Origin of the sequence: Kaistella sp. 97-N-M2 (assembly GCF_021513235.1) — a bacterium.
In the GTDB taxonomy this organism is placed as follows: domain Bacteria; phylum Bacteroidota; class Bacteroidia; order Flavobacteriales; family Weeksellaceae; genus Kaistella.
Genome location: NZ_CP090976.1, coordinates 788,235 through 811,823 on the forward strand (window position 1 = coordinate 788,235; position 23,589 = coordinate 811,823).

Here is a 23,589-nt window from a genome sequence, read left to right on the forward strand (position 1 = left end):
CGCTTTTTCAAAGTTTGTCGGAATATTACCCTAATTGCAACGGGCTTCGCTCCTTGCTTTTGATCGCGCCCTTTCAGGGCTTTGTCCGTGCTAATTAATTACACCTCGTGGCGGCTTTTCTTAATCCGCCAGATTGGGACTCAGCCATTTTCTGGCGTATTCTAAATCGACACCTTTCCTTTCTGCGTAATCTTTCAATTGATCTTCTTTAATTTTTCCAACACCGAAATATTTTGCTTTCGGATTTCCAAAATAATAGCCGGACACTGCGGCAGTGGGAAACATGGCCAAACTTTCCGTTAACTCTAAACCAATATTTTCTTGAACTTTTAAAAGTTCCCAAATCGTTTTCTTTTCCAGATGATCGGGACACGCCGGGTAACCGGGCGCCGGACGAATTCCGGAATATTTCTCCGCGATCAGATCTTCGTTTTCTAAATTTTCATTTTCCGCGTAACCCCAAAAATCCGTTCGGATTTTATGATGCAGAAATTCCGCAAAGGCTTCTGCGAGCCGATCTGCCAAAGCTTTTACAATAATTGCGTTGTAATCATCGCCCTCATCGTAATATTTTTGTGCGAGTTCTTCCGTTCCGAAACCTGTCGTTACGGCAAAAGCTCCCATATAATCTTCTTTTCCGGTAGTTTTTGGGGCGATAAAATCGCTTAACGCAATATATTCTTTTCCGGCAGATTTTTTTAGCTGTTGTCTTAGAGTATGGAATTTCGCCACTTCGTTTCCTTCTCCATTTAAAACCAAAACATCATCTTGCTCGTTTGAATTTGCGGGGAAAATTCCGAAAATTCCCTTTGCTGTAAAGAGCTTTTCGTCCAGAATTTTGTCGAGTAAAACTTTGGCTTCTTTAAATAATTCCGTCGCCTGTGCGCCAACAACCTCATCGGTTAAAATCTGTGGAAATTTTCCGTGCAGTTCCCAACTTCGGAAAAACGGTGACCAATCCATAAAATCTAATAATTCCCGTAAATCCTGATTTTCAATAACTTTAATTCCTAAAAATTTCGGTTTACTTATTTGCCCATTTTCCCAATCGATGGAAAATTTCTGCTTTCTGGCTTCTTCAATCGGAACGTAAACTTTCTCAATCTGTCGATCCAAAAATTTCTGACGGAAATCTTCATAATCAATTTTGAGATCTGCTTTGTACTTTTCGTTATTATGATCCAACAACTGCGAAACAACGCCAACTGCTCTGGAAGCATCATTCACGTGAACAACGGTGTGTCCATATTTCGGAAAAATCTTAACGGCAGTATGCGCTTTAGAAGTCGTTGCTCCACCAATTAATAGAGGAAAACTGAGGTTTTTTCTTTGTAATTCATCAGCAACATGAACCATTTCATCTAAGCTCGGCGTGATCAAGCCGCTCAGACCAATCACATCAACCTGGTGTTCAATGGCTGCAGCAATTATTTTTTCAGCCGGAACCATTACTCCCAAATCGATGATTTCATAATTATTGCAACCCAAAACCACGCTCACAATATTTTTTCCAATGTCGTGAACGTCGCCTTTCACAGTTGCGATGAGAATTTTTCCGTTGGCTTTTTGTTTTTCATCTTTTTCAGCCTCGATGAAAGGTTGCAGATAAGCGACGGCTTTTTTCATGACCCTCGCCGATTTTACAACTTGTGGCAAAAACATTTTTCCGCTGCCAAATAAATCACCTACAACGCCCATTCCGGTCATTAAATTTACTTCAATCACATCCAAAGGTCTTTTAGAATTCACCCTGACTTCTTCCACATCTTCGATGACAAACCGATCAATTCCTTTCACCAAAGCGTGAGTAATTCTTTCCTGCAAAGAATCTTTTCGCCATTCCAGTTCTTCTACAAATTCTTTTTTGGTGGATTTCACCCTTTCTGAATAATCCAAAAGCCGTTCTGTAGCATCTTCTCGTCGGTCGAGCATGACATCTTCCACCAGCTCCAGCAAATCTTTTGGAATTTCGTCGTAAACTTCCAGCATCATTGGATTTACAATTCCCATATTCATTCCCGTTTTTATGGCATGATAAAGAAAAACGGAATGCATCGCTTCTCTCACATTATCGTTCCCTCGAAAAGAGAAAGAAACATTGGAAACTCCGCCGCTTACAGAAACATTTGGGAGATTTTCTCTGACCCATTTTGTCGCCTCAATAAAATCAATGGCGTTTCTGCGATGTTCGTCCATTCCTGTTGCAACGGGGAAAATATTAAGATCGAAAATAATATCTTCAGCAGGAAAACCGACTTCGTTCACCAAAATATCATAGGATCTTGAGCAAATTTCTAATCTTCTTTCGTAATTATCAGCTTGTCCGTTTTCGTCAAAAGCCATGACAATTACGGCTGCACCATATCTTTTGATGGTTTTTGCATGAGAAATAAATTCTTCCTCGCCTTCTTTTAAACTGATGGAATTCACGACACATTTTCCCTGAACGACCTGTAAACCTGCTTCCAAAATCTCCCATTTCGAAGAATCGATCATAATTGGAATACGGGAAATATCGGGTTCTGAAGCAATTAAATTAAGAAATTTCACCATCGCGAATTTCCCGTCAAGCAAACCATCATCAAAATTGACGTCCAGAATTTGCGCACCTCCATCCACTTGATTTCTTGCAATATCGAGTGCTTCTGTATAATTTCCTTCTTTAATCAAACGCAGAAATTTCTTGGAACCCGCAACATTGGTTCTCTCTCCAACATTGATGAAATTGGATTCGGGAGTGATGATTAATGGTTCTAAACCTGATAATTTTAAGTATTTCATTTTTTAATGTAGCAATTTATCAGTGTAATAAGCTAACGATGATAAATATTGGTAAATTGTTAAACTGATAAATTGGTAAATTGATTAATCTTTCTCGGTTCATAATTCTTCACCAAATCTGCAATCGCTTTAATGTGAGGCGGCGTTGTTCCGCAGCAACCTCCAATGATATTGATGAGACCTTTTTCCGCATATTCCCGGATTTGTTCTGCCATAAATTCTGGTGTTTCGTCGTATTGCCCAAAAGCGTTCGGAAGTCCTGCATTTGGATAAGCAGAAATATAAAATTCAGAATTTTTGGATAAAGTTTCCAAATAAGGCGTTAATTGCTCCGCTCCTAAAGCGCAGTTTAATCCGACACTCAATAAATTAAGATGCGAAACGGAGATTAAAAAAGCTTCGGCGGTTTGTCCGCTCAAAGTTCTTCCGGAAGCATCGGTAATTGTTCCGGAAACCATGATTGGAATTTGGATATTTCTTTCTTCCTGGATTTCATCAATGGCAAAAAGCGCGGCTTTTGCATTTAAAGTATCGAAAATTGTTTCAACGAGAAGAATATCTGAACCGCCATCTAACAATGCTTCTGCCTGTTGTTTGTAAGCAATTCGCAATTCATCAAAAGTAATGGCGCGAAATCCCGGATCATTTACATCCGGACTTAAACTTGCGGTTCTGTTGGTTGGTCCGATAGATCCTGCCACAAATCTTGGTTTTTCTGGATTTTTCGCGGTAAATTCGTCACAAACTTTTCTGGCAATTTTTGCCGATTCGAAATTGAGTTCGTAAACCAGATCTTCCATGTGATAATCAGCCATTGCGATGGTTGTTCCGGAAAAAGTGTTGGTCTCGATAATATCCGCGTCGGCTTCTAAATATTTTCGGTGAACTTCTTCAATCGCCTTTGGTTGCGTTAATGAAAGAAGATCGTTGTTTCCTTTTAAGGGATGTTCCCAATCTTTAAATCTTTCGCCTCTGTAATCTTCTTCGGTAAAATTGTAGCGTTGCAGCATGGTTCCCATCGCTCCATCGAGGATGAGGATTCTTTCGGATAATGCTTTATGTAATTTTTCGGTGTTTTTCATTTTTTTCTTTTAATTCGAAGAACAAATTTTTATTTTAGCCCCGATTGCAGCGACATCCTTTTTTGCATATTCCATAATTTTCTTATTGATTACAAAATTTTCCAGCAAAAAAGATATAGCGGAAAGCGGGACGGGTTTTGTTTTGAAGCGAAATTTTCCTGCTCCTTATTTCTAAAATTTTGCTACTCCAATGCTTGTTTTAGATCGTTAGTAATATCTTCAAAATGCTCTAAACCTACGGAACAACGCACCAAACCATCGGTGATTCCGACGGCATTCCGTTCTTCAACAGATAGCTTGGAATGTGTTGTGGAAGCGGGATGCGTGACAATTGTTCGGGTGTCTCCGAGATTTGCAGAAAGGGAACACATTTTTATTTTGTTAAGGAAATTCCGACCCGCTTCGATTCCGCCTTTTATTTCAAAAGCCACGATATTTCCGCCTAATTTCATTTGTTTTTTTGCGATTTCGTAACTTGGATGCGATTCTAAAAAAGGATATTTCACCAAAGAAACATTTCTTTGGGTTTCTAAAAATCTTGCCACTTTCAAGGCATTTTCGCAATGTTTCTCTACACGAACTGCTAAAGTTTCTAAACTTTTACTCAAAACCCAGGCGTTGAAAGGCGACATTGCGGGACCAGTATTTCTGGAAAATAAATAAATTTCTCGAATCAATTCTTTTTTTCCAACGGTGACTCCGCCCAAAACGCGACCTTGTCCATCAATTAATTTGGTGGCGGAATGTACGACTAAATCGGCTCCATATTTTATGGGTTGTTGCAAATAAGGCGTTGAAAAACAGTTATCTACAATAAAAAGCAAGTTGTGTTTTTTTGCGAATTTTCCTAAAAATTCTAAATCGAGAACTTCAATCGCTGGATTTGTAGGCGTTTCGATGTAGAGAATTTTTGTATTTGGCGTCAAGTATTTTTCCAGATCAGTTTCGTCGGCTTCAAAGTATGTGGTTTCGATATTCCATTTTGGGAAATATTTGGTAAAAAGCGTGTGTGTAGAACCGAAAACGGAACGACAACTTAAAATATGATCTGACGAATTTAGAAGCGCTCCAAAAGTTGAAAAAATTGCAGCCATTCCAGTTGCGAAAGAATATCCACCTTCTGCACCTTCCAATTGCACCATTTTTTCGGTAAATTCATTCACATTTGGATTGGAAAATCGGCTGTAAAGATTTTTCTCTTTTTCTTCGGCAAAACTTGCGCGCATATCTTCAGCATCCTGAAAAACAAAACTTGAGGTCAAATATAATGGTGTAGAATGTTCATCGAAATGTGAGCGCTCTGACTGGATTCGAACTGCTTGAGTTTCGAAATTGGTTGTTAATTGTTGGTTGTCGGTTGTCGGTTTATCTATATTCATCATCTTTTATCTTGATTCTTTTCTCTTCTTCTTTACTATTTATTTTCTGAAAGTCTTAAAATATCTCCGAAAACGCCTCTTGCAGTTACTTTTGCTCCAGCTCCAGCTCCCATTATTACGAGTGGATTTTCGCCGTAACTTTCGGTATATATTTCGAAAATGGAGTCGGAACCTTTTAATTGTCCGAGTGCGGAATTCGCAGGAACGGAAATTAATTTCACATCCAGCTCGCCTTTTTCCTGTTGGAGATCGCCGTGTAAATCTCCGACGAAGCGCAGAACGTGATCTTCTTTTTGATTTTTTTTAACCGCGTCAAAATGTTCATCTAAATGAGCTAAATTTTTAATAAATTCATCTTTATTCAATTTTGACAAATCGTCTGTAATTAAATTTTCAATTTTTATGTCACTAAATTCATTACTCAAATCCAGTTCTCTTGCTAAGATCAGCAGTTTTCGGGCGACATCATTTCCGGAAAGATCTTCGCGCGGATCGGGTTCTGTAAACCCTTTTTCCATGGCTTCTTTTAAAATCGTTGAAAATTTCTCGTCGCGCACCGAAAAATTATTAAAAATATAACTGAGCGAGCCCGAAAAAACGCCTTTAATCCTGGTGATATTTTCGCCGGAAAGATGTAATAGTTTGATGGTGTCGATTAAAGGTAAGCCGGCTCCTACATTGGTTTCGTAGAGGTATTTTTTATTTCTCTTTGCCAAAATATGCCGAAAATCGCGGTACTCTAAAATGGGCAGCGTATTAAAAATTTTATTGGAGGAAACCAGATCAAAACCGTTTTCTGCAAGACGTGAATAATTTTTAACAAAATCTGTACTGGCGGTATTATCAACAACAATCAAATTTTCCAGTTGGTGAATTTGGGAAAACTGAATCAAGGAATCCACACTGGATTTTTCTTCTGCAACCAAAACATCATCTTCCCAGCTTTTATTAAAACCGCTTTTATTAAAGGCAATTTTTCGGGAATTAGCAACGGCAACTATTTTTAGATCCAGTTTTTTTCGGTTTCTGATATCGTTAGATTTTTGAAGAACTTGCTCAATTAAAGTAGAACCTACTTTTCCGTGACCAATAATGGCTAAATGAACTATTTTCGGTCTTGCGAAAATTTCTGCTTCAATGATATTTTTAGCTTTTTCATCCTGGGTAGAAGTCACAACCAGATTGATTCTATTCTCGGCGGAAACTTGATTCAAAATCAAAGGGAACACATTATTTCTACCCAATTCTGACAAAATTCTATTGAAATCATTGGCTTTAAATCCTAAGACTGAAACATTATTGATGCTGTAGATCTGATTTACTTTTCCGGACTTCCTTTCGTTTTCAAATTCATCAATCAAACAATTTACTGCATTTTCAGAATCACTTTCATTGACTAAAACAGAAATTCCATTTTCTACGGCTTGTTGAGAAATTACGCCTACGCTGATTCTTGCGTAGGTCAATGCTTTAAAGATTCTGCCGTCGATTCCAACTTCTCCCAGAAAATCTTTTCCTTCGAATTTAATGATGGATTTATTTTTTAAAATCTTTATTTCTTCTTTATTTTTCATGGAGGACCCTGTTTAATATTTGATTGAGTTGCGCATATTCCATTAAGAAAGCATCGTGACCATGAATGGATTTTATCTCGTGGTAAAAGACGATTGCCTTGGTTTTGTTTAAAAATTCATAACACTCCTTGATTTCGCGAGCCGGAAAAAACTGGTCCGAATCGACCGCAACTAAATGGATTTTTGCCTTAATCTTTTTTATGGCTTCTTGATCAACATTTATCGACATTAACAATTGATTCATAAAACGATATGCTTTTAGACTAAACCTTGCGCCGAGCTTTTTTCCATGAAAGTTGAGCCAGTCGTGCGACCTTCGAATCTTTGCTTGCGGATGAATTTCATTTTTAAAGCGATGATTTAAAGATTCCGGCGTTCGATAACATAACATCGCGTGGAGCCGCGCCTTTTCTAAGGGTTCGTGGGAATGATCTAAAAGAAATTGCTGAACAAGACATTGAGAATGCAGCCAATCGGAGGTTTTGTAGTGACAGGCTGCGGGCACGAAATTTTCTGCCAAATCACTTTTCAGGGCGAGCATTTCCCAACCGATGGCGCCGCCCAGGGAACCGCCGATAAGGATTTCAACCGTAGAAATTTTTAAAATGGAAAGTCCTGCAAGAAAAATCTGTGCAATGTCGCGGGTCCCGAAATCTTCGTAATTCTCCAGTATATTCCCATCAAAACCATTCCCCGGAATATTAAAACAGATCACAGAATACTGGCGCGTGTCTAAAATTTTATTTTCGCCGATTAAAGAATTCCACCATCCACGGTTTCCGGAAACATTAGAATTTCCCGTTAAGGCATGATTTACGAGGATGATCGGGGCTGAATGTAAATCCGGCCCGAATATCTGATACGACAAATGGACATCCAGAATTTTTCCTGATGCTAAAATTTGATTTTTGAGCGTGATATGTTGTAGCGGATTTTCCAATTTTTATGTAAAAATTAAAATTGAAAATGCTACCGAGAAAGGTAAAAAAAGTATATGTTATCTTCACCCATATTGGGTAAGAATGTAGCACCTTCTCCGTTTCCGAAGGGTTGCCAAGGTTTCATAGAGTCTTATCTCTCCACCTTTCTTAATAACATTTTCAATATGTAAATGAACTGAATCTGGTGCAAAGGAAAGAATTATAATAAGAACACACAAACTTTAATAAAATTTTTATTCCCTAATTTTGCGCAAGAATAATTTTTTTTCAACAATGACTGAAAGACAAAGAATGCAGGATGACCAGTGGAAAACATGGGGTCCGTATGTTAGCAATAGACAGTGGGGAACGGTGCGCGAAGATTACAGCCACAACGGAAATGCCTGGGGACATACTACTTACAATGAAGCCATCAGCAGAACGTACCGGTGGAGCGAAGATGGCATTGCCGGCATTTGCGACACAAAACAGCGCCTGTGTTTCGCCCTTTCGTTCTGGAATCGTAAAGATAAAATGATCAAAGAACGTTTTTTTGGTCTGAGTAATCACGAAGGAAACCATGGCGAAGACCTCAAAGAAATTTACTACTATTTAGACAATACGCCCACGCATTCCTATATGAAAATGGTGTATAAATATCCAATCGGTGAATTTCCTTATGACAGACTGATCGCAGAAAATGCGAGACGAAATAAACAGGAGGAAGAATATGAACTGGTAGACACCGGCATCTTTGAGGAGAACAATTACTTCGATATTTTTATCGAGTACGCCAAAATAAATCACGACGATATTCTGGTTCGTGTTACCGTTTCCAACAGAAGTGCAGAAAAAGCCCCTTTGGTCCTGTTGCCAACTCTTTGGTTTCGAAACAACTGGAGTTGGGGTTACGGCGATTACATTCCTCAACTAAAATCTTCGGCCAGTGGCGAAATTGAGATTCATCACGAATCCTTACCCATCATAAAATTATATTCGCGCCAGGAAAACACCGAGGCAATTTTTTGCAACAACGAAAGCAATCCCGCCGTAGTGAAGGGGGCGAACCCCGACGCAAAATATTTTAAGGACGGAGTTAACAATTTTGTTGTTCATGGCAATGAAAACAGCGTAAATCCCGAAAAGGTCGGAACGAAAGCCAGCTTCATGCTGGAAGCAGAAATTGGAGCCGGCGAAACAAAAACCTTCGATTTTCGTTTGAGTCCGCACGACATGGAGAACGCCTTTTTTGACTTCGACGAAATTATTCAGCTTAGAAAAGAAGAGGCTGAAGATTTTTACGCCGATATCCAAGAAGGACTCACCGATCCGGAAGAAAAAAACATTCAGCGACAGGCTTTTGCAGGCCTGCTGTGGAACAAACAGTTTTACCATTATAACGTTTCGAAATGGCTGAACGGCGACCCCAAACTGGATATCGACCGAGATCCCACTTTGTTTGCGCGCAACGCAGAGTGGGAGCACATGCAAAATAAGGATGTGATATCGATGCCCGACAAGTGGGAATATCCGTGGTTTGCGACGTGGGATCTGGCCTTCCACTGTGTTCCCTTTGCCATTTTAGATGCTGGTTTTGCGAAGCACCAGCTCAAATTGCTAACCAAAGAATGGTACATTCACCCAAACGGTCAGCTGCCTGCTTACGAATGGGATTTCAGCGACGTTAATCCGCCTGTTCATGCATGGTCCACGTTTCGCGTTTTTAAAATTGATGAAAGGCTCAACGGAAAAGCCGATGTGCCTTTCCTGGAAAGTGTTTTTCAAAAATTACTTTTGAATTTTACGTGGTGGGTCAACCGAAAAGACAAGAACGGAAACAACGTTTTCGGCGGGGGCTTTTTGGGCTTAGACAACATCGGCGCATTTGACCGGAATATGGAGTTTAAAAACGGTGATCACTTGGAACAGGCCGACGGAACCAGTTGGATGGCCATGTTTGCTTTAAATATGATGCGCATCTCTATGGAATTGGCCCTTTATAATCCGATTTATGAAGATATGGCAATCAAATTCTTCGAGCACTATCTTTATATCGCCGAAGCAATGGAAAATTTAGGCGATGCCAAAAACGGTTTGTGGAATGAAGATGACGGTTTTTTCTATGATGTTCTGCAATTGAATGACGGTGATTCAAAATCATTGAAATTGAGGAGTATCGTGGGCTTAATTCCACTTTTCGCGGTAGAAATTGTAGAACACAGTTTGCTGCAAAAATTACCCAACTTTCTGGAAAGAATGGAATGGATCCTTCGGAACAAACCACGACTGGCAGAACTGGTCTCGCATTGGGAAGTAGAAGGACAAGGCGGAAAACATTTAATGAGTATCCTCCGCAAAACACGATTGAAAAGGGTTTTATGCAGAATGGTAGATGAAAAAGAATTTTTGTCCGACTACGGTATTCGCTCTTTGTCGAAAGTGTACGAAAATGAGCCCTATGAATTTAATGTGGATGGGAAAAACTTTACGGTAAAATATACGCCGGCGGAAAGCGACAGCAGCATGTTCGGTGGGAACAGCAATTGGCGCGGGCCCATTTGGTTCCCCATCAATTTTCTTATTGTCGAAAGTCTGCAGCGATTTCACTATTATTATGGCGATAACCTGCAGGTGGAATATCCCTCGAACAGCGGCGAAATGCGAAATCTCGACTTTGTGGCGACCGATTTAAGCAAAAGACTCTACTCCATTTTTAAAGAAGACGAAAACGGAAACCGCGCCTTCAACGGTGGAAATGACCTGCTGAATCACAACGAGTTTTTCAAAAATTACATTATGTTTCACGAATACTTTAACGGTGATACAGGAAAAGGAATTGGTGCCTCACACCAAACCGGCTGGACGGCGACGATTGCAAAACTCATTCAACCGAGAATGGGATCGCGACCACGATAAAAAAATAAAAAAGCAGTGTTTTTAAACGCTGCTTTTTAGTTTTCCGATGAATCTGTTTAAGATTCCACTTTCTCCCCATTCACAAAAACCTCATAACTTACTGAGACATTAGGATCCAAAGTTTTGGAAACCGAACAGTACTTCTCAAAGGAAAGTTCCGCCGCTTTTTGGGCTTTTTTTGGATTGATTTTTCCTTCCAGAAAGAACTTCACCATAATATTTTTAAAGGGTTTTGCTTCATCTTTTTGAATTCTTTCGCCTTCAACTTCTGCGGAGAACCGGGTTAAATCCTGACGTTGCTTTTTCATAATGGAAACCATATCGATTCCGCTGCAGCCTGCAACTGCCATTAATAAACTTTCCATCGGCGACACGGCTTTTGTTCCTGCCGACTCCGAAATATTATCTAAAAGGATCGAATTACCGATTGAGTTTTTGCATTCAAATAGATAATCGTCGTTAATTCTGTTCAGTGTAATTTTCATCTTTCAAATGTATCAAAATAATTATAAAATTCCTCTTGCTTTAATTTCCAAATAGGTATTTATGACTTCGATATTCAGGTTTTCGGGCAAGGTGTAAACCGTGTGAATCCCGTATTTTTTAAGTTCCTGAATAATCAGTTTTTTTTCATACTCAAATTTCTCGGCTATAATTTGGTCATAAATCTCCTGCATATTTCCCGGCTTTTTTTGAATTAAATGTTGAAGTTCGGTATTTTTAAAGAAAATAATCACGAGTAAATGATTTTTCGCTATACCGCGCAAATATTTCATTTGCCGGTTCACGGCATCCAGCGTTTCAAAATTGGTAAAAAGTAAAATTAAACTGCGCTGGCCGACTGTAAATTTCACTTCCTGATACAATCTGCTGAAATCACTTTCGAAAAAATTGGTCTGAATATTATACAACGCCTGGGAAATTTTCTTCAGCTGTCCCGATTTGTTATCCGCCGCCACTTTGTTCTCCGCTGTTTTAGAAAAAGTCATCATTCCGGCGCGATCGCTTTTTTTGAGGATAATGTGACTGAGAGCCAGCGTAGCATTAATGGAATAATCGAGCAAACTTAACCCGTTGAAGGGCATTTGCATGGTTCGTCCCTTATCAATAATCATAAAAATTCTTTGTGATTTTTCATCCTGAAACTGGTTGACCATCAATTGATTTCGTTTTCCGGTCGCCTTCCAGTTGATTGTTCGCACATCGTCGCCGGGAACATATTCTTTAATCTGTTCAAATTCAATTGTGTGTCCGAGTTTGCGGATCTTTTTAATTCCACCCAAAAGAAATTCATTCTGAAGCGCCATCAATTCGTATTTCCGTAAATGGATAAAGGACGGGTAGCTTGGTAACAAAGCATCTTTTTGAAAAGTAAACCGCCGCGAAACCAAGTTGAGGGGAGAATTTGCGAAAATATTAAGGCTTCCGAAACGGTATTCACCGCGTTGTTTCGGTTCTAAAATATATTCAAAAAGGATATTTTTCTTCGGCTGAATGGTCCGTAAGATTAAAAAATCCCGCTTTTGAAACTGAAAGGGAATTTCATCAATAATCTTCGTTGTAATGGTAAAAGGATAATTGATTTTAAGATCGATCTTTATGGAGTTTTGGTCGCCATTCGATAATTTTTCGGGTAAAATTCTCTGGGCCTGAACCGCATTTTTCTGGTTGAATAAAAGCAGAAAATCAATCATAAACAAAAGGAAAAGTACAATCAACAATCCATGCGCCACGACCATTAAAAAGGCAAAGAAAAACGCCAGAACATACGCGATTCCCACGCCGAAAAGCGCGAAGAAAAAATGGTTATTGATGTATAAGTTTTTCATTTATTTTTTCCTTTACCACAAAAGACAAAATGTTTATTACCTTTTATGTCGCATTAAAATTATAAGAGCAATCTTGTTTTATAGCTCAAAAGGAAGCGTTCGTTTATCAGTTAAATTCTATCTCGGAATTTCGATTGCATCGACAATTTGTCTGATGATTTCGTCGGCGGTCAGGCCTTCCATTTCGCGCTCCGGCGAAACCATAATTCGATGGCGCAGCACAGCGTAGCTCGCTTCTTTAATATCTTCCGGCGTTACAAAATCTCTTCCACGAATCGCTGCAAAAGCCTTGGAGGCCGTTAATAAGGCTAAACTGGCCCGCGGCGAAGCACCCAAATAGAGAAATTGATTCTCGCGCGTATTCACAATTATTTTCGCCACATACTCCAGCAATTGGGGCTCTACCTGAACATTCCGCACCAAATGCTGGTAGTTTTTCAGCTGAACTCCCGTCATCACTTTCTGAACTGCATCGGTTTTATCTTCGAGTTTGTTTTGGTGTTGATTTTTTATAATCTGAACTTCCTGTGCTAAATTCGGGTAGCCCACATTTATTTTAAAGAGAAAACGGTCGAGTTGCGCTTCTGGGAGGCGATATGTTCCTTCATGTTCGATAGGATTTTGCGTCGCCACAACCAAAAAAGGCTCCTGCATTTCATACTGTTTCCCATCCATCGTAATTTGGCGCTCTTCCATTACTTCAAACAAAGCGGACTGGGTTTTTGCGGGAGAACGGTTGATTTCATCAATCAAAATAAAACTGGAAAATACAGGACCTTTTTTAAATTCAAACTCCGAATTTTTTACATTAAAAATAGAGGTTCCTAAAATATCGGACGGCATTAAATCCGGCGTAAACTGAATACGACTGAAATCGACATCGATGGTTTTGGCCAACAATTTTGCGGTGATGGTTTTTGCCACACCGGGAACGCCTTCGATTAAAACATGTCCGTTGGATAGCAGCGCTGCCAACAAATGTTCGATCATCACCTCCTGTCCGATAATCACTTTGCCAATTTCTGCTTTTACCGCTTCCAGACTTTGTTGAAGTTCAGCCATATCGAGCCGTGAGTGAAATTCCGGACTGATATTTTCCTGATTTAAATTTTCCATGTTTTCCATAATTACTATTTTGAGCCTTATTATTTCTACTGTGGTTTTTTTATTTTAATATTTTGTCGAGCAAGGTATTCATTCTTACCAAATCGTCTTTTATTACGCTGGCGTAGGGATCCTGGCCTCTTTTTATAAGATCGATGGCGTCATTTATTTCCTTCAAATCCGTCCCTGTTTTTAAGTGAAGCAAGTGAGCGAACTTCTCGTCCAGATGCTGCGTATCTATCATTAAATCCATTCGAACGCGGTGAAGAAAAAACTGCGCTTTTTTTTCCATCATATCGTGAAAATCGCCTTCCTGCAAATAGAGATTTCCGATACTTTTCACAAATTCGACCGATTTATTTTTCAAAGGTTCGATGATGGGCACAATGCGCTGTTTTCTTTTGGCATTAAAAATAGCGAATAATAAAAGTCCGCCCAGAAAAAGCCACCATGCATATTTTAGGGCGGGTTTCGATAATATGAAGCGCAAAGGCGAAGGAGATTCGGCTGTCGGTTTATTGGCGCCGGAAAACCAAACCGTTTCCCGAGCCGGAAGATAAGAAAATACATCCTGTGCATATTTTTGGTTGCCCGGTTTCAGCAAGTAATAATTGGTAAGAAATAAAGGTTCTGAATGCAGATAAAAATGACCTTTCCCGTATTTAATCTTGATGAAATTTACTTTACCTCCATCCAGAACGGCTTTTCCTAAAATCCCGTGGGATTTTTGAACCGAATAAAATCCCTGTCCGCCGGGCAATTTATCTAAAATGAGAGAATCTGTCTTCAATTTTTCATCCGTCAGTTTGAGCGTATTTTCTGTTCGTAAACTCACATTTGCAGGCGTAAACCCTAAGGAATCTGCCAGTGACGGAGGAAAATCTTCGGAAATCACCAAAGCATCGGAACCGGAATATACACTTCGAAGGATTTTATTCCAGGATTCAGCGTCAATTTTAGATTGTATCAGAAGAATATTATGTGGCTTTTTTTGAGAATTTTTGTAAAAATTATAGGGCGACAAATCCGTCTTTGTAACTTCATTTTGAAGCAGTTTGTTAACTTCTTTGTTAAAGACGAAAAGGCCAAACGGCGTTTTTTTGGTCAGATCGAAATTTTTTCGCCAATCCGTGACTTCCGTTCTGTTCAATTCCAGCACAGCCAAAACCGCCATCACAATGATGAAAATAATACCGTATAATTTGAACGTTTTATTCATAGTTCTCTTAATCCCCAATTTTTGCTCCTTGGGATTTTTTAAAGCGCTGTTTTAAAATTCAGAAATTTTTGTTTGTAATAACGGTAATCGGTTTCGTCAACCTCAAATTCGCCATACCAAACATAGTCGAAAATATAAATGAGTTCTTTAAAACTGCTTTGTAAAGTCGCCTTTCTTAATTCCGCTAAATAATCTTTGTTCGTTTTTTCTGCATTCCAGACGATCAGTTTTTGATCTGCCAAATTCTTTAAAATGAAGAGAAACTGATAGCGGATTGCTGCACGATACTCATTTCTCTGTTCGAAATTTTGGATGGTTTCGTTAAAATTTATTTCATGAATATTTTCATTTAAATCCTGATCGGAAATGGTAATTTTTTTATTCTTTTTACCAAAAAAGTAATTGCCATCTTTATTCAAAAGAAATTTCACCAAAAAATAAAGAACGCCGCCGGTGATTACAATCGCGAAAAGCCGCATTATCATTTCGGCATATTTTCCGGTTTTGGTCGGATCTACGTCGCCAAGTATAGATTGAATAAATTTGAAAACGCGCTTTTGAATTCTTTGCCAAAGAGATTCTCTAGGTTTTACGGTCGTATAATCAAAGTCTGATCCTTTGTATTTAGATTGAAAATTTTCGTCGAAATTTTTCGGGAAAATACTATTATCAGATAATGGATTTTCGCGAAGCAATGAATCTGCAGGTAATCCCGGAGAAGATAAAGTGAGTGAATCCATAACGCGCGACACCGGCGGAATTTCCTGCGAAGAACCGAAGACCGAAAACTGCAGAAAGAAAATTAAAATTCTAAATTTCATGAGTTCCAATCGTGTCGATTTCGGACAGGTCTACATTTCTGTGAAGGTCGGTTCTGCTGTCGTAATATTGCAGTCCGGCGTTTATAAACACCACATTGATCATTATAAATGAGACTAAAATTGAGATGCCGTAAATGATAAAAAACAAGACGCCCATGGTTCCCTGAAAAGGATTGTCATCACCGCCATTTTGCGGCACAGTATACATTCCGCCCATCATCAAAAGCAGGGGAATAAACGTAAAGATGCCGGAGATCATTTGGATCATCAAATAAATGACCGCGGTGGAACCCCAATATTTCCAAAAAGGTGATTTTTCGCGGCCGTGTTTGTAGGAAAACTGTGCTCGTACTGCGTAACTCAAAGATTCGAAAAAGCCTTTTTGCGTGTGAAAATAATCAAACATCAAAAAATTAATGACGTTCATCATTGCAGGTCCTAATAAAATCAAAAGAAAAAACCCGATCAAAAGGACGATCAACATAAAAGAAATTCCAAAAATAATCATTGCTAAAGGCGCAATAATAAATACCAAACCGAAGAAAAATTTAACAAATCTGACGGTATTATTTTTTAAGTCGGATAGGATTTCGTCGGCTTTAATATTCTTATTTCCGGTTTCGCTCAATCTTTTCATGTATAAAATCGGATAGGAGTAAGAAACCATTGTTACTGCTAGAAACAGGATAAAGGCAATGGTTGAAACCAAAATCAACATGGTACTGTTCTGCTGAAAATAAGCTTCGAAATAATAATTTTGCCCACCCGTGTTGGAGCCCAACATCTGCGAAAATAATTCGCGGTAGCCGAAAACAAAAATAAAGACCAGAAGAATGAGCAGTAATCCATTGATCAAAAGATAATTCTTGAAATAATTTCTGCCGTTCTCCTTAAAAAATAGAAAAGTATCGCTGATAAACGCACCGAAATCACGCTTCTTATAAAACTGCATCATAAGTTTGTCTTTTTGAAATAAAATAAGGGTAAATAAAATAGTAAAAACCAATGAGAGACAGCGTTCCAAAAATAATAAAACCATTTAGAACTGCAGGCATTGTAAGTGCGTATCTGGTAAAAAAGCCTTCGATGATTCCGGCAAAAATGGTAAAAGGAACGGTGCTGAGAAATATTTTGAAAGCATCTTTAAATCCTATTTTAAAAGAATTAAACCGTGAAAAGGTTTTCGGAAAAAGAATAGAAGCGCCCAGAATTAAACCCGCCATCGCTTCGACAACCATACTGAAAATTTCGAAAATGCCGTGTAGCCAAATCCCTTTCGCACTGTCTTTTAAAGCACCGTGCTCGTGAAAAAAGTACTGAAAAGAACCAAGCATGATGCAGTTTTGCAAAAGAGCAAATAAAGTTCCGACACCGCCAAAAATTCCGAAAATAAAAAGAACGGCACCCACTTTTAAATTGTTAAAGGTAATGGCAATGGTACTTCCCCAATTCGATCCTTGCTGATAAACACCAACTGCGTTGCCTTTTTTAATATTCTCAATGGTCATATTTACGTAATCCTCGCCCAGGATAATTTTAACAAATTCTTTATCATAGTACGCAGACATGAAACCGATAAGCGTGAATAAGATGAAAAAACCAAAGGCATAAAACAAATACCTGCGGTACTGATAAATTAACAGCGGAACTTCTGTTTTAAAAAAATAAAAGAACCGGTTTTTCTCTACTCTTCTGGTTTTATAAATTTTCTGGAAAACCAGGGCGGAAAGATTGTTCAGGTAGATGGTGGTTTTGCTTTTCGGGTAGTAGGTTTGGACAAAGGATAAATCATTCACAAGATTGATGTAGAGGGAAGAGAGATCATCTGGATTTTTTTTCAATTTTCCCGCGATTACCTGCTCGATTCCCAACCATTTTTCCTTATTTTGTTTGATGAATGCCACCTCTCTCATAGGAAGCTAAAATAATGAAAAATGTCGCAGATCGCCATAAATACTTCCCAAAATGTAAATATTAATTTTAGCGTTGCCAGTATCGGGGAAAGGATTGGCGCATTCGCGATCGACCTCCTGATAAAAGGCGCTTATATTTTAGTAATTTATTTCCTCTTCTTTCGAATTTTGAATTTAGGTTCAATATTACACGGTCTTGATAATTGGTCGGTGATGGCGGTTTATATCATTCTAACCGTTCCAATTCACATTTACACTTTAGTCTCAGAAAGTTTGATGGAAGGCCAAACTTTTGGAAAGAGAATGTTGAAAATAAAAGTGGTGAAAATCGATGGCTTTCAGGCGGGTTTCGGTGATTATCTGATGCGCTGGTTTTTTCGGCTGGTCGATGTATTTTCCAATTCCGGCGTTGTGGGCCTGATTAGTATGATTGTTTCGAAAAACAATCAGCGGTTGGGCGGAATTGCCTCCGGAACGGCGGTGATTTCGCTGAAAAATCAAGTCAATATTTCACACACTATTTTAGAACATCTGAAAGAAGATTATATACCGCGGTTTCCACAGGTTATTGCGCTTTCGGATAACGACGTTAGAATCATCAAAGAAAACTTTCATAAGGCGCTGAAAATTGATGACATATCCGTCATCTCCAAACTTTCAAATAAAATAAAGGATATTTTGAATTTGGAGGTTGATCCCACGAAAATGACGGAAAGGCAGTTTATCAGCGTAATCATAAAAGATTATAATTTCTATACTGGGAAAGACCAGTAATGTTTGAAGTAAACAGAGAAAATCCGCAGCAACATTGCGGTTTCATTTTTATTGGTTAAATTTAATACCTAAAAAATTTAAAATGAGATACGAAAATAACAGATCCGGAAACGGAGGTGTTTTTACCCTAAATAACGAAGAAGAGGAAGTGGGACGCTTAACTTACACCATTTTCCCCGACGACAATAAACTTATTATTTCCTTCGTATTAGTTCATCCAAAGTTCGAAGGTCGCGGAATGGGCAAATATTTAGTAGAAGAAGCCATTAAATTCTCCCGGGACAATAACTGGAAAGTGTACCCCCACTGTTCGTACGCGAGATCTGTAATGAACAGAATGAATGACGTGGAAGATATTTTACTGACACGCTAAAACGGCGGTTCCTAGACCAAATTAAAGCTCCTGCATAAAATATGAAATTTGCAGAAAAATCATTCCGACCTGTATTCTTGCAAGTTGAAGATTAAGACTTATGAGCTTGATAATTCTCGTGTACTTGATGAATTAAAGGCCATGTTATATTCTCGGGTGGAAAATATTTCACCCGGATAAGGAAAAAGCTTTGACTGAACTCAAAGCTTTTTAATATTATGTTATGTGAATGGTGCTGTTTCGTTTTATAAGGAATTCATCAGTTCGTCGGTGATCTCCATATTATGATAAACATTTTGCACATCATCGTCTTCTTCAAAACGATCCAACATTTTCATGTTGATTTTGAACTGTTCTTCGGTCACTTCCTTCGTATTGTTGGGAATTCTCTCTAGTTCTGAACTTTTCGCATCCAATCCCAACTCTTCCAATTTATGAGAGAGCGCTCCGAAATCCTCGAAGGCTGTCGTGATCATTACCTCTTCGTCATCGCTCTCGACTTCTTCGGCGCCGCCGTCGATCATCTCCATTTCGAAATCGTCCCAATCCATTTTAATTAGTGATTTATCCAGAGAGAAAATCCCTTTGCGGTCGAAAATAAAAGCCAGCTCACCGTTTTTACCTAAACTTCCATCAAACTTATTGAATATTGCCCGAACGTTTGCCACGGTTCTCGTAGGATTGTTGGTAGTACATTCGATAAAAAATGCCACACCGCCTTGCCCGTAACCTTCGTAGGTAATTTCTTCGTATTGTTCTGCGTCTGCGCCACTCGCCTTCTTGATGGCCCGTTCCACATTATCTTTCGGCATGTTCGCGCCTTTGGCATTTTGAATACATCTGCGTAAAGATGGGTTAGAATCGGGATCAGGACCGCCGGCTTTAACCGCCAATGCAATGTCTTTTCCAATTTTCGAGAATGATTTGGCCATCTTATCCCAACGGGCCATTTTTGAAGCTTTTCTATATTCGAATGCGCGTCCCATATTATATTGTTTTAGAAGGCAAAAATACAAATTTGTTCACAAAAAAACACCCTCGTAACCGAGGGTGTTTCAGATTTATAAAAATAATTTAATTATTTTCTTTTTTTCTTCGGAGCTGCTTTTTTAACAACTACGTCAGATTTTTTATAAGTAGCCCATTCAGCAGCATCTTCGATCGCTCTTACAACAACTTTTCTGTCTTGTTGTCTTTCGTCGTTAGAAGCATTTTCTGGTACTACTGCTTTCGCTTCACCTACACCAATTGATTTCAATGATGTTGCATCAACACCTCTTGAATCAAGAGCAGTAACTACAGCTGCAGCTCTTCTTCTTGATAGGTCTAAGTTATAAGCTTCAGCACCTTTTTTATCAGTTTGACCTTCTAGTAAATAGTTACCACCGTCAGTTTTGATAAGCGTTGCAGCAGCATCTAATCTTGCACCTGATTCAGCTTTGATTGTAGCTCTGTCGAAATCGAAATAAATGTTTTTCAATTCTCCTTCTACTTCAGTAGCTGTTACAGATTTAGGTTTAGGACAACCGTTATACTGTGCTAATCCGAATACGGTAGGACAAGCATCATCTTTATCTAATACTCCGTCTCCGTCTGTATCTGGCCAAGGACAACCATTGTTTTCCGCTGGACCTGCAACATCTGGACAAGCATCGTCTTTGTCAACAACACCATCTCCGTCTGTATCTGGCCAAGGACAACCGTTGTTTTCAACTGGTCCTGCAACATCTGGACATTGATCATCTTTATCTGGAACTCCGTCTCCGTCAGTATCAGGACAACCCTGGAATTCTGCTAAACCTGGAGTATCCGGACATAAATCATCTTTATCTAAGATACCATCTTTATCTCTGTCAGTATTACCGAATCTAAATAATAGGGAAGCAGAAGCTTGCCAAAAGTTAGCAATGTCTGATTTATCAACTGGAGTAGATACGTAATCACCTTGTACACCTAAACCAAAGTTTTTAGTTAACCAGAAGTTAGATCCTAAACCAGTAGAAACTGTAAAATGGTCTTTTCTTCTTTGAGTGAAAGGCTCTCCTGAGAATCCAGAGTAATATCTTCCGTTAGTGTCAGTTAAAGGGAAAGCTACACCCGAATAATCATGTCTCATGTAATTTCCACCAACTCTTAAATATGGATCAAACCAAGACTCTTCGTCCCAAAGTCCGTTGAATTTAAATTGTAGACCTAAACCAGTCATTAGGAAAAATTCTTTCCCCATTCCTATTCTCTTATTGTCAACATTCCCCACGGAAGTTTGCCAGTCAAGAACTAGATACTTACTTAAGTTTCTTGCAACAGTTAGCTTTGAAAGTGGAGGTGTAATTGTGAAGTTGTTGATACTGTACAACTCACCACCGTCTCCACCACCGAAAGCAGTAGAGAATACATTCCCCACATCTCCTCCAGCCGCAGCATGATTTACTCCGTGAGCACCAACACCGATTAACCACGGATTATTGGTAGTCTGAGCGAAAACAGTAGAGGCAATAGTAAGTGCCAATGCTGAAATTCCTAATTTTAGATTTTTCATAGAATTAAATGATTAAATAATTGATAATGCAAAATAAATATAATTTTTCTTTATAAACAAAGATTTTGAGTCTTTTTTTAACTTTTCTTTAATATTCTATCCAAATTTCGTTTGTTTTCTCTTGTTTTTATACTTTCACGCTTGTCGAACAGCTTTTTACCCTTTCCTAAAGCGATAAGAACCTTGGCTTTGCCACGATCTGTAATATATAATTTTAAAGGAACAATCGTATTTCCAACGTCTTTTAATTTCTTTTCAAATTTTTGAAGTTCCCGTTTGTGCAGGAGCAACTTCCGTTCCCTTTTTGCCTTATGGTTATAGAAGGTACCTAATTTGTACTCATCGATCATCATGTTTATAATGTAAAGTTCGCCATCGATAAATTGGCAAAACGCCTCCGTAATGCTCGCTTTTGATGATCTCAAAGATTTGATTTCAGTGCCGGTAAGCACCATTCCTGCCTCGATTTCGTCAGATAGCTCATATTCAAAACGAGCCCTTTTATTAAAAATATTTACGGATTTTTCAATCTTCATGTTCTTCTTATTTACACTTATTAAAGATATGTTAAAATTTTATAGCTTTAACTAAATTTTATCTTAAAACTAAACTACCTCCCCCTCGTTTTTAATAAAACGAGAATTAATACAAAACTATAAACCCAATTTCTTTTCGTAATTTTGCGCCAAATCTACAAAACTATATGTTAACAGTATCTAATTTATCTTTGCAGTTCGGAAAAAGAATACTTTTCGACGATGTAAATATTATGTTTACAAAAGGAAACTGCTATGGAATTATTGGCGCAAACGGTGCCGGGAAATCCACTTTTCTTAAAATACTTACAGGCCAGCAAGATCCAACCACCGGAACGGTATCTTTAGAACCGGGCAAAAGAATGTCGGTTTTAGAACAGGATCACTTTGCGTACGATAATTTTACCGTCTTAGAAACCGTTTTAAGAGGTGATAAAAAACTCTTCGAGATTAAAGAACAAATGGATGCCCTCTACGCAAAAGAAGATTTTTCTGATGCGGACGGTATAAAAGCGGGCGAACTCGGCGTCGTCTACGACGAAATGGGTGGCTGGAATTCGGAATCTGATGCGATGACGATGCTTTCCAATGTAGGAGTGAAAGATGAAATGCATTATCAGATGATGGGTGAACTCGAAAATCAAAATAAAGTAAAAGTTCTCCTGGCGCAGGCTTTATTCGGAAATCCAGACGTTTTGATCCTCGATGAGCCTACGAATGATCTGGACATCGAAACGATTGCCTGGTTAGAAGATTTCCTGTCAACCTATGAAAATACGGTAATTGTGGTTTCGCATGACCGCCACTTTTTAGACACGGTTTGTACCAACATTGCCGATTTGGATTACGCCAAATTAAACCTTTATACCGGAAACTACTCTTTCTGGTACCAGGCCTCACAACTGGCAACCCGACAAAGACAACAGGCCAACAAAAAAGCAGAAGACAAGAAAAAAGAACTTCAGGACTTTATTGCCAGATTTTCTTCCAACGTTGCAAAAGCCAAACAGGCAACAGCACGAAAAAAAATGATCGACAAATTAAATATCGACGACATTAAACCTTCTTCCAGACGTTACCCTGCTATTATTTTTGATACAGAACGGGAAGCGGGTGATCAGATCCTCGAAATTAAGGGGTTGAAGAAAGTTAAGGACGGCGAACTGCTCTTTTCCAATATCGATTTGAATCTGAAAAAGAGCGATAAAGTAGCTGTACTTTCAAAAAACAGTTTGGCAATTACGGAGTTTTTTGAGATATTAGGCGGAAACACAGAACCCGATGCAGGCAGTTTTAGTTGGGGAATTACCACCAACCAGTCTTACATGCCGTTGGACAATAATCCTTTCTTTCAGGAAGATATCAGCTTGGTTGACTGGCTGCGCCAGTTCACCAAAAATGATGAAGAACGTCATGAAGAGTTTATTCGCGGTTTCCTGGGCAAAATGTTGTTCTCCGGCGATGAAGCATTAAAATCTTGTACAGTACTTTCCGGAGGAGAAAAGATGCGTTGTATGTTTTCCCGAATGATGTTGCAGCGTGCCAATGTTCTTTTACTGGATGAGCCGACGAACCACCTGGATTTGGAAAGTATTACTACTTTAAACAATTCTTTAACCAACTTTAAAGGAACACTTTTACTCGCATCTCATGACCACGAAATGTTGGAAACAGTTTGTAACAGAGTAATCGAACTAACTCCGAAAGGAATTATCGACAGACAGATGACGTATGACGAATATCTGGAGGACAAAAAAGTCAAAGAACTTCAGGTGCAAATGTATTCTTAAGAAATCCTTCATCCATAAAACAAGACCGCTCCTAAAATT

General features: G+C 38.8%; 19 protein-coding genes and 1 riboswitch. Of the genes, 4 read left to right on the top strand and 15 right to left on the bottom strand.

What is annotated here, in order from left to right; translation table 11 throughout:
- Positions 1–120 precede the first annotated feature (120 nt).
- The 5 genes from metH to L0B70_RS03930 all read right to left on the bottom strand — a co-directional run bounded on the left by metH (position 121) and on the right by L0B70_RS03930 (position 7,756).
- Positions 121–2,781 carry a methionine synthase gene (metH, locus tag L0B70_RS03910; protein ID WP_235142994.1) on the bottom strand — a complete coding sequence of 887 codons (2,661 nt, stop codon included), beginning with the start codon at positions 2,779–2,781 and terminating at the stop codon, positions 121–123.
- Between the two features lie 59 nt (positions 2,782–2,840).
- A complete protein-coding gene (locus L0B70_RS03915) occupies positions 2,841–3,863 on the bottom strand; it encodes a homocysteine S-methyltransferase family protein (protein WP_235142995.1) in 1,023 nt (340 codons plus the stop codon).
- A 182-nt stretch (positions 3,864–4,045) separates the two neighbouring features.
- A complete protein-coding gene (locus tag L0B70_RS03920) occupies positions 4,046–5,245 on the bottom strand; it encodes a PLP-dependent aspartate aminotransferase family protein (protein ID WP_235142996.1) in 1,200 nt (399 codons plus the stop codon).
- A gap of 32 nt (positions 5,246–5,277) precedes the next feature.
- Positions 5,278–6,816, bottom strand: coding sequence for an ACT domain-containing protein (locus tag L0B70_RS03925; RefSeq protein WP_235142997.1), 1,539 nt, complete (start codon positions 6,814–6,816; stop codon positions 5,278–5,280).
- Positions 6,806–7,756, bottom strand: a complete 951-nt coding sequence (locus L0B70_RS03930) for an alpha/beta fold hydrolase (RefSeq protein WP_235142998.1) — start codon at positions 7,754–7,756, stop codon at positions 6,806–6,808. Before L0B70_RS03930 ends, L0B70_RS03925 begins: the two co-directional genes overlap by 11 nt.
- Before the next feature lie 54 nt (positions 7,757–7,810).
- Positions 7,811–7,914: riboswitch (SAM riboswitch) on the bottom strand.
- 116 nt (positions 7,915–8,030) lie between these two features.
- Between L0B70_RS03930 and L0B70_RS03935 the strand changes: the two genes are divergently transcribed.
- Positions 8,031–10,652 carry an MGH1-like glycoside hydrolase domain-containing protein gene (locus L0B70_RS03935; RefSeq protein WP_235142999.1) on the top strand — a complete coding sequence of 874 codons (2,622 nt, stop codon included), beginning with the start codon at positions 8,031–8,033 and terminating at the stop codon, positions 10,650–10,652.
- A gap of 56 nt (positions 10,653–10,708) precedes the next feature.
- On the opposite strand, the gene L0B70_RS03940 is transcribed toward L0B70_RS03935, so the two are convergent.
- The 7 genes from L0B70_RS03940 to L0B70_RS03970 all read right to left on the bottom strand — a co-directional run bounded on the left by L0B70_RS03940 (position 10,709) and on the right by L0B70_RS03970 (position 17,538).
- A complete protein-coding gene (locus L0B70_RS03940) occupies positions 10,709–11,137 on the bottom strand; it encodes an OsmC family protein (protein ID WP_235143000.1) in 429 nt (142 codons plus the stop codon).
- 21 nt (positions 11,138–11,158) lie between these two features.
- Positions 11,159–12,481 carry a DUF58 domain-containing protein gene (locus L0B70_RS03945; protein ID WP_235143001.1) on the bottom strand — a complete coding sequence of 441 codons (1,323 nt, stop codon included), beginning with the start codon at positions 12,479–12,481 and terminating at the stop codon, positions 11,159–11,161.
- 117 nt (positions 12,482–12,598) lie between these two features.
- Positions 12,599–13,606 carry a MoxR family ATPase gene (locus L0B70_RS03950; RefSeq protein WP_235143002.1) on the bottom strand — a complete coding sequence of 336 codons (1,008 nt, stop codon included), beginning with the start codon at positions 13,604–13,606 and terminating at the stop codon, positions 12,599–12,601.
- A gap of 40 nt (positions 13,607–13,646) precedes the next feature.
- Entirely contained in the window at positions 13,647–14,804 is a 1,158-nt protein-coding gene (locus tag L0B70_RS03955; protein ID WP_235143003.1) for a DUF4350 domain-containing protein, read from the bottom strand.
- Positions 14,805–14,842: 38 nt separating this feature from the next.
- Positions 14,843–15,625: a DUF4129 domain-containing protein gene (locus L0B70_RS03960; RefSeq protein WP_235143004.1), complete on the bottom strand. Its 783-nt coding sequence runs from the start codon at positions 15,623–15,625 to the stop codon at positions 14,843–14,845.
- Positions 15,615–16,580: a DUF4013 domain-containing protein gene (locus tag L0B70_RS03965; protein ID WP_235143005.1), complete on the bottom strand. Its 966-nt coding sequence runs from the start codon at positions 16,578–16,580 to the stop codon at positions 15,615–15,617. Before L0B70_RS03965 ends, L0B70_RS03960 begins: the two co-directional genes overlap by 11 nt.
- Positions 16,564–17,538 carry a stage II sporulation protein M gene (locus L0B70_RS03970; protein WP_235143006.1) on the bottom strand — a complete coding sequence of 325 codons (975 nt, stop codon included), beginning with the start codon at positions 17,536–17,538 and terminating at the stop codon, positions 16,564–16,566. Before L0B70_RS03970 ends, L0B70_RS03965 begins: the two co-directional genes overlap by 17 nt.
- Positions 17,539–17,559: 21 nt before the next feature.
- Here L0B70_RS03970 and L0B70_RS03975 point away from each other — a divergent pair, with 21 nt between their 5' ends.
- A complete protein-coding gene (locus L0B70_RS03975) occupies positions 17,560–18,312 on the top strand; it encodes an RDD family protein (protein WP_235143007.1) in 753 nt (250 codons plus the stop codon).
- 82 nt (positions 18,313–18,394) lie between these two features.
- A complete protein-coding gene (locus L0B70_RS03980) occupies positions 18,395–18,685 on the top strand; it encodes a GNAT family N-acetyltransferase (RefSeq protein ID WP_235143008.1) in 291 nt (96 codons plus the stop codon).
- Between the two features lie 245 nt (positions 18,686–18,930).
- Here the strand turns inward: L0B70_RS03980 and L0B70_RS03985 are convergent, their stop codons facing one another.
- From L0B70_RS03985 to smpB, 3 genes are all read right to left on the bottom strand, one after another.
- Complete coding sequence (locus L0B70_RS03985) at positions 18,931–19,671, bottom strand: YebC/PmpR family DNA-binding transcriptional regulator (RefSeq protein ID WP_235143009.1); 741 nt, start codon at positions 19,669–19,671, stop codon at positions 18,931–18,933.
- A gap of 92 nt (positions 19,672–19,763) precedes the next feature.
- On the bottom strand, positions 19,764–21,224 hold the full coding sequence (locus tag L0B70_RS03990; RefSeq protein ID WP_235143010.1) for an OmpA family protein: 1,461 nt from the start codon (positions 21,222–21,224) through the stop codon (positions 19,764–19,766).
- Positions 21,225–21,301: 77 nt separating this feature from the next.
- Entirely contained in the window at positions 21,302–21,760 is a 459-nt protein-coding gene (gene smpB, locus L0B70_RS03995) for an SsrA-binding protein SmpB (protein WP_235143011.1), read from the bottom strand.
- Between the two features lie 167 nt (positions 21,761–21,927).
- On the opposite strand from smpB, the gene L0B70_RS04000 reads away from it, so the two are divergent.
- Positions 21,928–23,550: an ABC-F family ATP-binding cassette domain-containing protein gene (locus L0B70_RS04000; RefSeq protein ID WP_235143012.1), complete on the top strand. Its 1,623-nt coding sequence runs from the start codon at positions 21,928–21,930 to the stop codon at positions 23,548–23,550.
- Positions 23,551–23,589: the final 39 nt, after the last annotated feature.

What these genes read in the sequence shown, in the direction of transcription:
- L0B70_RS03960 (WP_235143004.1), bottom strand. Translation starts at nt 15,625, where the DNA reads ATGAAATTTAGAATTTTAATTTTCTTTCTGCAGTTTTCGGTCTTCGGT.
- smpB (WP_235143011.1), bottom strand. Translation starts at nt 21,760, where the DNA reads ATGAAGATTGAAAAATCCGTAAATATTTTTAATAAAAGGGCTCGTTTT.
- L0B70_RS04000 (WP_235143012.1), top strand. Translation starts at nt 21,928, where the DNA reads ATGTTAACAGTATCTAATTTATCTTTGCAGTTCGGAAAAAGAATACTT.
- L0B70_RS03975 (WP_235143007.1), top strand. Translation starts at nt 17,560, where the DNA reads ATGTCGCAGATCGCCATAAATACTTCCCAAAATGTAAATATTAATTTT.
- L0B70_RS03955 (WP_235143003.1), bottom strand. Translation starts at nt 14,804, where the DNA reads ATGAATAAAACGTTCAAATTATACGGTATTATTTTCATCATTGTGATG.
- L0B70_RS03980 (WP_235143008.1), top strand. Translation starts at nt 18,395, where the DNA reads ATGAGATACGAAAATAACAGATCCGGAAACGGAGGTGTTTTTACCCTA.
- L0B70_RS03965 (WP_235143005.1), bottom strand. Translation starts at nt 16,580, where the DNA reads ATGATGCAGTTTTATAAGAAGCGTGATTTCGGTGCGTTTATCAGCGAT.
- L0B70_RS03915 (WP_235142995.1), bottom strand. Translation starts at nt 3,863, where the DNA reads ATGAAAAACACCGAAAAATTACATAAAGCATTATCCGAAAGAATCCTC.
- L0B70_RS03925 (WP_235142997.1), bottom strand. Translation starts at nt 6,816, where the DNA reads ATGAAAAATAAAGAAGAAATAAAGATTTTAAAAAATAAATCCATCATT.
- L0B70_RS03920 (WP_235142996.1), bottom strand. Translation starts at nt 5,245, where the DNA reads ATGATGAATATAGATAAACCGACAACCGACAACCAACAATTAACAACC.
- L0B70_RS03970 (WP_235143006.1), bottom strand. Translation starts at nt 17,538, where the DNA reads ATGAGAGAGGTGGCATTCATCAAACAAAATAAGGAAAAATGGTTGGGA.
- L0B70_RS03985 (WP_235143009.1), bottom strand. Translation starts at nt 19,671, where the DNA reads ATGGGACGCGCATTCGAATATAGAAAAGCTTCAAAAATGGCCCGTTGG.
- L0B70_RS03940 (WP_235143000.1), bottom strand. Translation starts at nt 11,137, where the DNA reads ATGAAAATTACACTGAACAGAATTAACGACGATTATCTATTTGAATGC.
- metH (WP_235142994.1), bottom strand. Translation starts at nt 2,781, where the DNA reads ATGAAATACTTAAAATTATCAGGTTTAGAACCATTAATCATCACTCCC.
- L0B70_RS03935 (WP_235142999.1), top strand. Translation starts at nt 8,031, where the DNA reads ATGACTGAAAGACAAAGAATGCAGGATGACCAGTGGAAAACATGGGGT.
- L0B70_RS03945 (WP_235143001.1), bottom strand. Translation starts at nt 12,481, where the DNA reads ATGAAAAACTTATACATCAATAACCATTTTTTCTTCGCGCTTTTCGGC.
- L0B70_RS03950 (WP_235143002.1), bottom strand. Translation starts at nt 13,606, where the DNA reads ATGGAAAACATGGAAAATTTAAATCAGGAAAATATCAGTCCGGAATTT.
- L0B70_RS03990 (WP_235143010.1), bottom strand. Translation starts at nt 21,224, where the DNA reads ATGAAAAATCTAAAATTAGGAATTTCAGCATTGGCACTTACTATTGCC.